The sequence below is a fragment of the Amycolatopsis sp. NPDC054798 genome (assembly GCF_053611505.1).
The window spans coordinates 33,792-46,699 of record NZ_JBSHAM010000051.1; the positions used below are offsets into that span (position 1 = coordinate 33,792).

Sequence of the window (12,908 nt, forward strand, 5' to 3'; positions counted from 1 at the left end):
TCCGATGTGCTTTCGAGGGGCCCGCGTGGCACAGTGAGCGGCAATTACCAGCGGGTAACCTCTGGAGGCCCTGTGGCACGGGAAATCTCGACGGTCGGTGTGGTCGGTCTTGGCACGATGGGCGCGGGCATCGCCGAGGTGCTCGCTCGCAGCGGGCTCGACGTGGTCGCGGTGGAACTGGACGACGCCGCGGTCGAACGCGGCCTCGGCCACCTGCGGCATTCGACCGAACGGGCGCTCGCGGGCGGGAAGCTCGACGAGGCGGGCCGGGAGGCGTTGCTGGGCCGGGTCCGCTGCACCACCTCGCTCGCCGATCTGTCCGAAGTGGACTTGGTGATCGAGGCTATCCCGGAGAATCTGACGGCGAAGGCCGAGGTGTTCTCCCAGCTGGACAAGGTGACTCGGCCGGACGTGGTGTTCGCGTCCAACACGTCGTCGCTGTCGATCACCGAGATCGGCGTGCACACCGCGCGGCCGGGCAAGGTCGTCGGGATGCACTTTTTCAACCCGGCACCGGTGCTGAAGCTCGTCGAGGTCGTGCGCACGGTGGTCACCGAGCCGGACGTGGTGTCCGACGTGGTGGAATTCGCGCAGCGGCTGGGCAAATCGCCGGTGGTGATGGGCGACCGGGCGGGCTTCATCGCGAACGCGCTGCTGTTCGGCTATCTCAACCACGCGGTGCGGATGTACGAGCAGCGCTATGCCACCCGCGAAGATCTTGACGCGGCGATGCGCTTCGGCTGCGGCTACCCGATGGGTCCGCTCGCGCTGCTCGACCTGATCGGGCTGGACACCGCGTACGAAATCCTCGACACGATGTACCACCAATCCCGGAATCGGCTGCACGCGCCCGCGCCGCTGCTGAAGCAGATGATCACCGCGGGTCAGCTGGGACGCAAGAGCGGACACGGTTTCTACGCCTACGACGCGCCGGATTCGCCAGTGGTGGTGGATTCCGTCGCTTCCTCCACTGTGGACACATCGATGGCTCGAGAGGTGCGTTCCGTCGGCGTGATCGGCACCGGGACCATGGCCACCGGCATCGCGGAAGTGTTCGCCAAGCGCGGGTTCGACGTCGTGCTGCGGGCGCGCAGCATGGAGAAGGCCGAAGCGTCGGTGGCGAAGGTGAAGAAGTCGCTCGACAAGGCCGTGGTGAAAGGCAAACTGTCCGAAGAGGACGCTGCGGCCGCGCTGGGCCGGATCCGGCCGGTGACGGAGTTCGAGGAACTGGCGGACGTCGACCTGGTGGTCGAGGCGGTGGCTGAGGAGCTTTCCGTTAAGCAGGCGGTGTTTTCGGCGCTGGACGAGGTCGTCCGGCCGGGCGCGGTGCTCGCGACCACGACGTCCTCGCTGCCGGTGATCGAATGCGCGGCGGCGACTTCGCGTCCTGGCGACGTGGTCGGGCTGCACTTCTTCAACCCGGCACCGGTGATGAAACTGGTGGAAGTCGTGTCGACGATCGCGACCGCTCCGGAGGTCACCGCGACCGCGACGGCAGTGTGCGCGGCCGTCGGCAAACACCCGGTGCACTGCGGCGATCGGGCCGGATTCATCGTGAACGCGTTGCTGTTCCCGTATCTCAACGACGCGGTGAAGATGCTGGAGGCGCATTACGCGTCGGCGGACGACATCGACACCGCGATGAAGGTCGGCTGCGGGTTGCCGATGGGGCCGTTCGAACTGCTGGACGTGGTCGGGCTGGACGTGTCGCTGGCGATCGAGCGGACGCTGTTCAACGAGTTCCGCGAAGAAGGCTTCGCGCCGGCACCGTTGCTGGAGCACCTGGTGACGGCCGGGCGCTTGGGTCGCAAGACAGGGAAGGGCTTCAAGGACTACTGACGCTTGTAGGTGTAGAGAATGAAGCCGTCGTGGTACTTGCCCAGCCGGTCGTAAAGCGCGCGGGCCGGGGCGTCCTCCAGGGTGTTCCAGTACAGCGACGGGAAGCCGTTTTCCTCGCCGTCGCGGGCGATCCACTCGATCAGCGCGGTCGCGACGCCCTTTCGCCGGACGTTCTCGGACACGAACAGATCGGCGAGGTAGCACTTCCCGGAGTACCAGATGCTGGCGTGGAACAGGTAATGCGCGATGCCGACCATCGTGCCGTCCAATCGGACGGCGACCCCGCGGATGCGGTCGTCGTCGAGCAGGCGGCGCCAGGTCCGGTCGTAGCTGTCGTCGGCGCGCTCGACGTCGAAGTAGGCGTCTTTGCCGCGGGCGAGGGTTTCCCAGTCGGCACGGTCGGATTCGGTCAGGAAGCTGATCTCCACCGGTCTATCTTGCGCTGATCACCGGCTGCGCCGCCGGATGCGCGCTTCCTGGGCGGGTTCGCCGTCCGGCGGCAGCAGCGGCCCGCCTTGCCACTGCTGGAACACGAGGTTGGTGTGCACGCGGGCGACCTCGTCCCGGGAGGTGAGTTCGTCCAGCACCAGCCGTTGCAGTTCGGCGGCCGACGTGGTGGCGACGTGCGCGAGGAAATCGTCCGGCCCGGTCAGGTGGTACACCGCGCGGATCTCCGGCAGCGCCAGCAGATGCTCCACGAACTGCTCGACCAGCGGCCGGCGATGCGGCCGGACCTGCACGAACAGGAACGCCTCCAGCGGACGGCCCACCTTCGCCGCGTCGACCTTGGCGTGCTGGCCGGTGATCACCCCGGTTTCCCGGAGCCGGGCCACCCGGTCCAGGCAGGTGGACGGCGCGAGCCCGACCGCGGCCGCCAGCTCCTTGTTCGACGTCCGGGCATCGTTCTGCAGCACCCGCAGAATCTCAAGATCAACCGGACTCAGTTCGACTTGGTCGTTCATTGCTGAATTTTAACCGAGGATGTTGCTTTGGCACCGTTGCTTGTCCGAACGTGACTGCCATGACTTCCGCCTTGCGCACCCGAGCCGTCCACGCCGGTCGCGACGATCTCGCCGACCTCGGCCTGCACGCCGCCCCGCTCGACTTCTCCACGACCTACCCCGCGCGCGACAGCGCGGAGGAGGCGCGCCGGATCGACGAGTTCGCCGCGGGCGGGAACGTCACCGGCATTTACGGCCGGATCGGCAATCCGACCGTCGAACGGTTCGAGCAGGCGCTGGCGGAACTCGAAGGCTTCGACCACGCCGTGGCTTTCGCGAGCGGCATGGCGGCGGTTTCGGCCTGCCTGCTTTCCGCGGTGTCGCAAGGCAAACGCCACATCGTCGGCGTCCGGCCGCTGTACGGCTGCACCGACCACCTGCTGACCACCGGTCTGCTGGGCACCGAGGTCACCTGGACCGCTCCCGAGAACGTCGCCGACGCCCTGCGGCCCGACACCGGCCTGGTTTTCGTCGAAACGCCGGCGAACCCGACGCTGAGCGAACTGGACATCGCCACCCTGACCGCCGCGTGCGGCGACGTCCCGGTACTGGTCGACAACACCTTCGCGACGCCCGTGCTGCAACGCCCCGGCCGCCTCGGCGCCCGGATGGTGCTGCACAGCGCGACAAAGTTCCTCGGCGGCCACGGTGACGTCATGGGCGGCATCGTGGCCTGCGACGCCGAGGAAGCCGCACGCCTGCGCTCCCTGCGCTTCGCTACCGGCGGCGTGCTGCACCCGCTCGCCGGATACCTGTTGCTGCGCGGCCTCTCCACGCTCCCACTGCGGGTTAAGGCTGCTTCGGAGACTGCGGCCGTCTTGGCCGAACGGCTCGCTTCGCACCCGTCGGTCCGGACTGTGCACTACCCGAAACTGGGCGGCCCCCTGGTGGCTTTCGAGGTAACCGGCGATCCGCACGCGGTGGTCGGCGCGGTCCGGCTGATCACGCCCGCGGTGAGCCTGGGCAGCGTCGACACGCTGATCCAGCACCCGGCGTCGCTGACGCACCGCATCGTCGCCGAGGACGACCGCACCGGCTCGGGCATCACGCACGGTTTGCTGCGGCTCTCGGCCGGGCTGGAGGACGTCGAGGACCTGTGGCTCGATCTGGATCAGGCTTTGAAGGCCTGCTGATCAGCACATCCGCCGTCGGTTCGGACGGTGGATGTGCTGCGGGCTGGTCCGGGCCGGGGACTCGGCCTGGATCAGCCGCGTCCGCACAAGTCCTTCGCCGGTCGCGTGAGCTGACTGATCAGCTGCAGCACCCGCCTCCGCAACACCCTCCGCCAGCCGGGGCGGGCGCGGACGCCGAGCCGGTGAGCGCGACCGTCGTGAGCAGCTTGACCGTGTCCGTGTGCCCCTCCGGGCACGGGGCGGGCGCGCTGGACTCGGCCATCGGGCGCTGGAGTTCGAACGTCTCGGTGCAGTCGCGGCAGCGGTAGGCGTAGGTGGGCATGCCTTGATTATCGCTGGCGGGCCGCGTTGGTGGGAAGCTGTCCGGGTGGATGTGCCCCAGTACGCGGATGTTCCGCACCTAGGCCAGGTCGTTCCCGCCCTGCTCGGCGCGCTGGGCGTGCCCGGCGAGGACGGCGGACTGGCACTGCCCGAAGCCCGCAGCGCCTGCGTGCTCCTTATTGATGGCCTTGGCTGGGAACTGCTCGCCCAGCACGCGGCCGACGCCCCCGTCCTCACCGAACTGGCCGCCAGCCCCCTGCGAGTCGGCTTCCCGTCGACCACCGCGGCCGGTGTCGCCGCGATCGGCACCGGCCTGGCCTCCGGCGAGCACGGCATGGTCGGCTACACCTTCGAAATGCCGGGGGCGGGCGTCATGAACGCCCTGCGCTGGCGCTCCCACGAGGACGGCAGCGACCTGCGAGGCACCCTGCCCCCACGCGAGGTGCAACCCCTGCCGACGACCTTCGAACGCGCCGCCGCCGCTGGGATCGAGGCCGCAGTGGTGTCCTCAGCGCATTTCGCCAACACAGCCTTGACCCAAGCGACCCAAAGCGGTGCCCGGTACGCCGGCGTGCACGCGCTGGGCGACCTGGCCGCGCGGACCTTGGACGTACTCTCCTCGCGGGCGTTTTGCTATGCCTACCACAGTGAATTGGACCAGCTCGGCCATCTCTACGGCCCGGGTTCGACCGCCTGGCGGATGCAACTGCGCCACGTCGACCGGCTGGTTGAGTCCATTGTGGATGGATTGCCCGCCGGTGCGGTGCTGGCGGTGGTGGCGGACCACGGAATGGTGACCGTCGAGGAGAAACTGAACCTGGAGGACGCGCCGGAACTCCTTGCGGGCGTCCGTGCTTTCGGCGGGGAAGTCCGTGCGCGGCATGTCTATACGGAACCTGGTGCGACGGCGGAGGTGGTGGCCGCGTGGCGCGAGGTGCTGGGCTCGCGGGCGTGGGTTCTGCCGCGCGAAGAGGCCATCGCGGCAGGCTGGTTCGGTGCCGCGGTGAGCGACCGGGTACGCCCGCGAATCGGTGACGTCGTGGCCGCGGCGACGGGAACGTTCGGCATGGTGCGCGAACTGGCCGAGGCGGTGGAGTCGAACCTGGTGGGCCAGCATGGCTCGTTGACGGCTGCGGAGCAGTTGGTTCCGCTGGCGATCGCTCGGGGTTGATCCGGGTTCGGGGCAGTTCGGCGGCGGTATCTGCTTTGCGTTGCTGAATTAGTGAGGTCCGGCTTGTGGGGCGATCGCAGTTTGGCGGCGAGGAGTGCGCTGCTGAGCTGGTGGTGACGGCCGTTCATGGGCCGACCACGGCTCGGCTGCGAGCATCGCGCCGCTAAACCGGCGGTGAGGCCCGGTTTTGTGGGTCGACCGCTGTTCAGCCGTGACCAGCGTGTTGCTGAAACCGGCGGCACACCCGGTTAGGGAGCCGACTGCTGCTCGTCTGCGATCACCGTGCCGCTGAAACCGGCAAAGGCACCCGGGTCCTGGGCCGACCGCTGCTCAGCCGCGACCAGCGCACCGCTGAAACCGGCGGCAGCACCAGATTCCTGAGCCAACCACTGCTCACGCGCACCTCACCGCCGACCTGATGCGCCCCGCAGCGCTGCTCCCGACCCCACCGCAACCCCGCTCACCCCGCGCTGGTCGGCATCCGGCACTCGCCCCCAGCCACCTCACCCGCCACAACCTCTGCCGAGAAACCCCATGGGTGCACCAAACCCAGCTGCTCGCAGTCCGCCAACCCAGTCGATTTCCGGCCCGAGCCGAAGTTCGGGTGCGTGGCTGCGCCGCCCCGCCGACGCCCAGTTACCGTGGCTGCGTGCCCAGACGCAATCGACCCGGCCGAGGCCGTCCCGGTCCCGCCGAGCGACCGGACGCCGGCGCCGTCAGCGGCTGGGCCCGCAGCGAGTCCGGTCCCGACGGAGACTGGCTGGTGCGCACTGTGCCCGGCGCGCAGGCCGCCAAGACCTACCGCTGTCCCGGGTGCGACCACGAGATCCGCCCAGGCGTCCCGCATCTCGTCGTCTGGCCCGCGGACGAGACCGGCGGCGTCGCGGACCGCCGGCATTGGCACCGGCCGTGCTGGGAGGCCCGGGCCCGGCGGCGGCCGAACCGGCGCTGGTGAAATCGTTACTGCGAAAGGGCTTCCTTGCGCCGAGCGCGGTGCCGCCGGACCGCGTCGCGGTTGACGCAGGCGTGCGTGCAGTAGCGCTGCGTCCCGCTACGAGTGAAGTCGACGAACGCGCGGCGGCATTCCGGCGCGGCGCAGCGGCTCAGACGTCGCAGGCTGGTCGAGGTCAGATATTGCGCCGCCGCGACTGACGTGACCGCGCGCAGCATCGCGGGCAGCCGGATCCCGTCATCTCGGTAGTGCAGGTGCCAGCTGTAGCCGTCGTGCGCGGTGATTCGCGGATAGGCGGCGGCTTCGGCCAGCAGGGCGTTCAGCAGCCGGACGCGTTCCGCTTCCTCCGTCGTGTCGACGACCTCGACCCAGCGGTCCAGAAACTCGCATACCTCGGGGAAGTCCTTGTCGGCCGACGGCGGGACCGGGCCCATCTCCGTCTCGTCCCAGCGCTGCAGCACCGCGGCCAGACCGGCGGGACGGTCGTTGGTGAGGCCGGTCACAAACTTGAGGAAACTCCGATGGTAAGAGTTATGCGGCATAAGACTATTACAGCACGCTTTTGCGCATGTCCCTCTCGCCGAGTCGCGCGGTCGCCGCGCCGTCCTGGATTCCCCTCGTCGCAGCCTGTGTCGGCACTTTCTTGCTGCTCGTCTACACCAGCATCGTCACCGTCGCGCTGCCCGCGATCGGCGCTGAACTCGGCGCGGGATACGGGCAGCTGCAATGGATCGTGGACGTCTTCACCGTCGCGCTCGCCGGACTGCTGCTCGGCTTCGGTTCGCTGAGCGACCTGCTCGGCCGCAAACGGGTCTACCTCGCCGGGCTGGTCGTGTTCTCCCTCGCGACGCTCGTCTGCGGCCTGGCCGGAACGCCCGGTGAGCTGATCGCCGCGCGGCTGGTGCAGGGCGTCGCGGGTGCGGCGATGTTCGCGACGATCCTGCCGCTGGTCGGACTGACCTACGAAGGCCGCGACCGGGCCCGGGCGTTCGCGGTCTGGGGAACGGTGGCCGGGGTCGCGAGCGCGGTAGGCACCTTCTCCGGCGGCGTGCTGGCGCAGTTGCTCGGCTGGCGCTGGATTTTCTTTGTCTCCCTGCCCATTTGCGCGGTCGCGATCGTCATGGCGGTGACGTCGTTGAAGGAAAGCCCGCGGTTGCGCGACCGCCGGGTCGACTACCCGGGCATCGTCACCTTTTCGCTAGCCGCGACCGGCCTCGCCTACTCCGTCATCACCGGCGGCGATCGCGGTTGGTCTTCCGCCGGTGCGATCGCCGGATACCTGGTCACAGTGGTTGCCATCGCGGCGTTTGTGGTCGCGGAGCGTCGCAGCAGCGCGCCAATGGTCCCGACCGGTTTGTTCGCGACGCGCCGGTTCCTCGGCGTTCTGCTCGTCGCGTTCAGCTATTACTTCGCCGGGTTTGGCGCGCTGCCAGTGATTTCGCTGTGGTTGCAGCAGACGACCGGGCTCAGCTCGGCGGCGACGTCGGCGGTGCTGGCGCTGCAGGTGGTGGTGTTCGTGGTGGTGTCGGCGCTGATCAGCGGACGCTTGCACGACGGATCGCCGAGCCGGGTACTGGGCGGCGCGACGGTGCTGATCGGCCTCGGCTGCCTGACCGCAGTCGCGGTGCTGCTCAGCCCGACCTGGACGGCGCTGCTACCTGCTCTGGTCCTGACCGGAATCGGCGCAGGCATTGTGTCCCCGGTCTTCCCGGCGGTCGCCATCGCTTCGGTGCCTGCGGAATATGGCGGTACGGCGGGTGCCGCCGCGAACAGTTCCCGGCAGCTGGGGTTGGCGCTCGGAATCGCGGTGACCGGCGCGGTCTACGCGACCCGCGGTGAGGGGAGTGCTGGTGCTACCCAGGGGGTGTTGCTGGTGCTGCTGCTGTGCGGCGTGGTCGCGGTCGGAAGCGGCCTCGTCGGCGGCTGGTTGTTGCGCGACAACACCACTCGCGTCAACCGGGGGTGACCCGCAGGACTTCCGGCGCGTGCCTCGCCTGTCTGTCCACAATGGCCACGTCAAGGCGACCTCTCCACAGCGCGGCGGGAGGGGGCCGCGCTCCAGCTGCCTGCCCAGTAGCGCGAGATCGCTCGCCGTGTTCGGGCCCTCCGTCGCATCAACCTGGGCAGCCGACAAACCAGACGCCGTGCGCTGTCTCCGCACCCCGGTCCTCACCACCGGACTCACCCGACGTCAACTAGTGCCCCCGGCCAGCCTCCGTGGCTCGGTACACCGCCTCCTCAACGCGACCAGTCGTCCTACCCCAGCCCCTCCGTCCCCTCAATCCGACCAACCCCTCCCTCCTTGTCCCCACCCCAGCCGTCACCGCCGGAAATGCCGAGAAACCGCCCCGTCGTACTCCTCCTCCACGTACTCGCTGAACCCCAGCTTCTCCACCACCCGCAACGACGGCGTGTTCGACACAGCCACGCTGATCAGCACCGGAATCGCCGGGATCTCCCGCTCCGCCCACTCCACCGAAGCCCGCGCCGCCTCCACCGCGTAGCCCTTCCCCCACGCCGACGGCCGGAAGCGGTACGCGAGGTTCAGCACCTTCTCGCCCCGGAACTCCCGGTTCCGCACCCCGGTCATGCCGATCACGTCCGCTCCGTCGGCGGATTCCGGCCTGCCCCGCTCCCGGACCGCCAGATACCCGTAGCCGAACTCCGCCCAGTGCTCGAGCCAGCTGTCGAACATCACCAGCGTGGTCGCGGTGTCCGGCGGACGCGGGTTGTACCGGTTCGTCTCCGGGTCGTTCTGGATCTCCACCACTGCCTGCCGGTCGGTCTCCACGAAACGCCGCAGCACCAGCCTTTCCGTCACGATCTCTGTCACGCCCCCGACCATAACGACGGGGTCCGACAAAAATCGCCCGCGAAAAACGGCGACAATCTCCGCCATGACCGAACTGCCGTTGGTGCTCCTGCACGCCTTCCCGCTCGACGCCCGCATGTGGGACCCGGTCCGCGCGCCGCTCGCGGAACGCTTCCGGGTCATCACGCCTGACCAGCGCGGCCTCGGCCGGAGCCCGCTGCCGGAATCCGAAGCCGAGCCGGACCTGGCCGACGCCGCCAGGGACGTCGTCGCGCTCCTCGACAAGCTCGAACTCGATCAGGTGATTCTCGGCGGCTGTTCGATGGGCGGGTACCTCGCGATGGCCGTCCTGCGGCAGGCACCCGAGCGCGTCGGCGGGCTGGTCCTCATCGACACCAAAGCCACCGCGGACACCCCCGAAGCCGCGCAGACCAGGCTCGACGTCGCGAACCGTGCGGAGGCTGAGGGCATCAAGGACTGGCTGGCCGACGGGAACCTGCCGAACCTCCTCGCCGACACTGCGTCCGCCGACGTTCGCGCGCGCGTACGCGAATTGATCGACGCTCAGCCGCCGTCCGGGGTCGCCTGGGCCGCGCGGGCGATGCGCAACCGTCCCGATTCTGTTGAGCTGCTGCGCGAAACCGACGTCCCGGCACTCGTCATCGTGGGGGAGCGCGACGCGATCACGCCGCTCGACGCTGCCAACACCATGGTCGAAGCGCTGCCCGAGGCGACCCTCGCCGTCCTCCCGGACGTCGGGCATCTGACGCCGCTGGAGGACCCGGCGGGCGTGGTCGAAGCGATCCTCGGCTGGGTCAGCTGAAGTACTCGGCCGCCGCGGCGCGCGCTTCGTTCAGCCGGTGCGGGAAACGCTGTGCGATCAGGAACCGCCACGTCACCGCGAAGAGCGCGCGAAGCTGCGTACACGTCGCGAGGACGGCTTCGTCCGCTTCGCCCGGGTACGCGGCGAGAAACTCAGGGCCGCCTTGTTGCGCGAGGATCGCCAGGTCCCATTCGAGTGGTCCGCGCCAGGTGTCCTCGAAATCGAGCCAGCACGGGCCGTCGGCGGTCTCGATGAGGTTCCCGGGGTGCGCGTCGCCGTGCAGGGCCTGGACCGGGCTAGATGGCAGCAGCTCCGCGAGCCGTTCGGTTTCCGCGCGGATCCGGTCGGCGAAACCGTCCAGCAGCGAACTGCTGCGGGCGACGACGTCCAGCAGTTCGCCGACCGGGCCGCGGGAGGGCAGTTCGCCCGGATAGCCGCGCAACGCGTCGTGGAGCCGGGCGAGCGATCCGGCGGTCTCGTCCGGCCCGTGCCGATGGTCCGGATCGTGCGGGGTCCAGTGCCAGAGCGTGACCGGCAGGCCCTCGGCGAAATGCGGTCCGGCCGGGGGATCGGCGGCCGGTGAGACGACGCGCACACCACGTTCGGTGAGGTAGGCCGAAAGGGCGACATCCCGTTCGAGCCACGCGGTCGCGTCCGGCCGCAGCAGCCGGGTGGTGGCCGGGACCCTCGCCACGACCGGACCCATCCTCACCAGCACGTTCGAGCGCTCGTGCAGCACCTCGGCGGAGTCCGCCGGAAGGCCGAACCGGCGGCCGGCGGCGAGCGCGGCGGAGACCGCCGCGGCGCGGTACAGGTCGGTCACGCGGTGATCTAACCAGCCGGTGCGCGCGACTGTCGGTACCGAGGGCTACGATCCCCTTAACCGCCCGGATCAGGCCCGCCCTGAGCCCGAGCGCCCCGAAGTTGACCACCACAAGGTTGCAGTGTTGGAGGCAGGAGTGACGGCCGTAGCCCCCAAGCCGATCGCAACGCGCCCGTATCCCGCGCGCGAGACGGCAAAGGGTTCGTACCTGCTGCGGTTGTTCCGCACGACGGACCACAAGCAGATCGGGATCATGTATCTGGTCTCGTCGTTCGCCTTCTTCATGATCGGCGGCGCGATGGCCATGCTCATCCGGACGGAGCTCGCCCAGCCAGGGCAGCAGTTCCTGTCGCAGGAGCAGTACAACCAGCTGTTCACCATGCACGGCACGGTGATGCTGCTGCTGTACGCGACGCCGAGCCTGTTCGGGTTCGCGAACTTCATCCTGCCGCTGCAGATCGGCTCGCCCGACGTGGCGTTCCCGCGGCTGAACGCGTTCTCCTACTGGCTGTTCCTGTTCGGCAGCCTGATCGTGCTGTCCGGCTTCCTGACGCCCGGCGGCGCCGCCGACTTCGGCTGGTTCGCCTACACGCCGCTGTCGGACGCCATCCACTCGCCCGGCGTCGGAGCCGACCTGTGGATCGCCGGCCTGGCGGTGTCCGGTCTGGGAACGATCCTCGGCGCGGTCAACATGATCACCACGGTGGTCTGCCTGCGCGCGCCCGGCATGACGATGTACCGGATGCCGATCTTCACCTGGAACATCCTGATCACGAGCATCCTGATCCTGCTCGCGTTCCCGATCCTCACCGCGGCCCTGTTCGGCCTGATGGCGGACCGGCACCTCGGAGCCCACGTGTTCGACCCGGCCAACGGCGGGGTGATCCTGTGGCAGCACCTGTTCTGGTTCTTCGGCCATCCAGAGGTCTACATCGTCGCGCTGCCGTTCTTCGGGATCGTGTCGGAGATCTTCCCGGTCTTCAGCCGCAAGCCGGTGTTCGGCTACAAGGGCCTGGTCTTCGCGACGCTGTCGATCGCGGCGCTGTCGGTGGCGGTGTGGGCGCACCACATGTACGCGACCGGTGCGGTCCTGCTGCCGTTCTTCTCCTTCATGACGTTCCTCATCGCGGTCCCGACCGGCGTGAAGTTCTTCAACTGGATCGGCACGATGTGGAAGGGCCAGCTGTCCTTCGAGACGCCGATGATCTTCTCGATGGGCTTCATCGTCACGTTCCTCTTCGGCGGTCTGACCGGCATCATGCTGGCCGCTCCGGCGATCGACTTCCACGTGTCGGACAGCTACTTCGTGGTGGCGCACTTCCACTACGTCCTCTACGGCACGATCGTGTTCGCGACCTTCGCCGGGATCTACTTCTGGTTCCCGAAGATCACCGGCCGGATGATGGACGAGAAGCTCGGGAAGTGGCACTTCTGGACCACGTTCATCGGCTTCCACACCACGTTCCTGGTGCAGCACTGGCTGGGAGCCGAGGGCATGCCGCGGCGTTACGCGGACTACCTCGCCAGCGACGGGTTCACCACGCTGAACACGATCTCCACGATCGGCGCGTACATCCTCGGGGCGTCCACGCTGCCGTTCATCTGGAACGTGTTCAAGAGCTACCGGTACGGCGAGATCGTCACGGTCGACGACCCGTGGGGCTACGGCAACTCGCTCGAATGGGCGACGTCCTGCCCGCCGCCGCGGCACAACTTCACCGAGCTGCCCCGGATCCGCTCCGAGCGGCCCGCGTTCGAGCTGCACTACCCGCACATGGTCGAACGCCTCCACGCGGAAGGCGAGATCGGCTTCTTCGGCAAGGCCAAGCACGTCGCGGCCCCGTCGCAGAAGCTCGTGGACGCCACCATGCCGGGCGACCACAGCAAGGACAACGCGAGCGAGCAGTAACGGCGCTCGGAAGGTTTGCGGGGCGGGGGGGCCGGGGGGGGGGGCGGGGCTTGTTTGGGGGGGGGGTTGGGGGGGGGGGGTTTGCGGTTGGGTCGCGGGTGGGGCTAGCGCCCCAATGTGGCAT

Annotated in this window: 13 protein-coding genes; 7 read left to right on the forward strand and 6 right to left on the reverse strand. The window is 68.8% G+C overall.

What is annotated here, in order from left to right; all coding sequences use genetic code 11:
- Positions 1-72: 72 nt before the first annotated feature.
- Positions 73-1,839: a 3-hydroxyacyl-CoA dehydrogenase family protein gene (locus tag ACWGIC_RS27870; RefSeq protein ID WP_452078884.1), complete on the forward strand. Its 1,767-nt coding sequence runs from the start codon at positions 73-75 to the stop codon at positions 1,837-1,839.
- Here the strand turns inward: ACWGIC_RS27870 and ACWGIC_RS27875 are convergent.
- Together ACWGIC_RS27875 and ACWGIC_RS27880 are read right to left on the reverse strand one after the other, a co-directional pair.
- Complete coding sequence (locus ACWGIC_RS27875) at positions 1,833-2,267, reverse strand: N-acetyltransferase family protein (RefSeq protein ID WP_452078885.1); 435 nt, start codon at positions 2,265-2,267, stop codon at positions 1,833-1,835. The genes ACWGIC_RS27870 and ACWGIC_RS27875 overlap by 7 nt on opposite strands.
- 18 nt (positions 2,268-2,285) lie before the next feature.
- Positions 2,286-2,801: an Lrp/AsnC family transcriptional regulator gene (locus ACWGIC_RS27880; RefSeq protein WP_452078886.1), complete on the reverse strand. Its 516-nt coding sequence runs from the start codon at positions 2,799-2,801 to the stop codon at positions 2,286-2,288.
- Positions 2,802-2,860: 59 nt separating this feature from the next.
- Between ACWGIC_RS27880 and ACWGIC_RS27885 the strand changes: the two genes are divergently transcribed.
- Positions 2,861-3,973, forward strand: a complete 1,113-nt coding sequence (locus ACWGIC_RS27885) for a trans-sulfuration enzyme family protein (RefSeq protein WP_452078887.1) — start codon at positions 2,861-2,863, stop codon at positions 3,971-3,973.
- A 118-nt stretch (positions 3,974-4,091) separates the two neighbouring features.
- Here the strand turns inward: ACWGIC_RS27885 and ACWGIC_RS27890 are convergent, their stop codons facing one another.
- Positions 4,092-4,295, reverse strand: a complete 204-nt coding sequence (locus ACWGIC_RS27890) for an FmdB family zinc ribbon protein (protein WP_078870550.1) — start codon at positions 4,293-4,295, stop codon at positions 4,092-4,094.
- Positions 4,296-4,340: 45 nt separating this feature from the next.
- Here ACWGIC_RS27890 and ACWGIC_RS27895 point away from each other — a divergent pair, with 45 nt between their 5' ends.
- Together ACWGIC_RS27895 and ACWGIC_RS27900 are read left to right on the forward strand one after the other, a co-directional pair.
- Entirely contained in the window at positions 4,341-5,465 is a 1,125-nt protein-coding gene (locus ACWGIC_RS27895; RefSeq protein WP_452078888.1) for an alkaline phosphatase family protein, read from the forward strand.
- A 649-nt stretch (positions 5,466-6,114) separates the two neighbouring features.
- Positions 6,115-6,420 (forward strand): hypothetical protein, encoded by a 306-nt coding sequence (locus ACWGIC_RS27900; RefSeq protein ID WP_452078889.1) that lies wholly within the window; start codon positions 6,115-6,117, stop codon positions 6,418-6,420.
- A 5-nt stretch (positions 6,421-6,425) separates the two neighbouring features.
- On the opposite strand, the gene ACWGIC_RS27905 is transcribed toward ACWGIC_RS27900, so the two are convergent.
- Positions 6,426-6,920: a CGNR zinc finger domain-containing protein gene (locus tag ACWGIC_RS27905; RefSeq protein WP_452078890.1), complete on the reverse strand. Its 495-nt coding sequence runs from the start codon at positions 6,918-6,920 to the stop codon at positions 6,426-6,428.
- Positions 6,921-6,985: 65 nt separating this feature from the next.
- On the opposite strand from ACWGIC_RS27905, the gene ACWGIC_RS27910 reads away from it, so the two are divergent.
- Positions 6,986-8,383, forward strand: a complete 1,398-nt coding sequence (locus tag ACWGIC_RS27910) for an MFS transporter (protein WP_452078891.1) — start codon at positions 6,986-6,988, stop codon at positions 8,381-8,383.
- Between the two features lie 354 nt (positions 8,384-8,737).
- Here the strand turns inward: ACWGIC_RS27910 and ACWGIC_RS27915 are convergent, their stop codons facing one another.
- Positions 8,738-9,262: a GNAT family N-acetyltransferase gene (locus ACWGIC_RS27915; RefSeq protein ID WP_452078892.1), complete on the reverse strand. Its 525-nt coding sequence runs from the start codon at positions 9,260-9,262 to the stop codon at positions 8,738-8,740.
- A gap of 52 nt (positions 9,263-9,314) precedes the next feature.
- Here ACWGIC_RS27915 and ACWGIC_RS27920 point away from each other — a divergent pair, with 52 nt between their 5' ends.
- On the forward strand, positions 9,315-10,052 hold the full coding sequence (locus tag ACWGIC_RS27920) for an alpha/beta fold hydrolase (RefSeq protein WP_452078893.1): 738 nt from the start codon (positions 9,315-9,317) through the stop codon (positions 10,050-10,052).
- On the opposite strand, the gene ACWGIC_RS27925 is transcribed toward ACWGIC_RS27920, so the two are convergent.
- A complete protein-coding gene (locus tag ACWGIC_RS27925; protein WP_452078894.1) occupies positions 10,045-10,875 on the reverse strand; it encodes a phosphotransferase enzyme family protein in 831 nt (276 codons plus the stop codon). The two genes, ACWGIC_RS27920 and ACWGIC_RS27925, sit on opposite strands and share 8 nt — an antisense overlap.
- Before the next feature lie 136 nt (positions 10,876-11,011).
- Here ACWGIC_RS27925 and ctaD point away from each other — a divergent pair, with 136 nt between their 5' ends.
- Complete coding sequence (gene ctaD, locus ACWGIC_RS27930; protein WP_451999433.1) at positions 11,012-12,784, forward strand: aa3-type cytochrome oxidase subunit I; 1,773 nt, start codon at positions 11,012-11,014, stop codon at positions 12,782-12,784.
- Positions 12,785-12,908 lie beyond the last annotated feature (124 nt).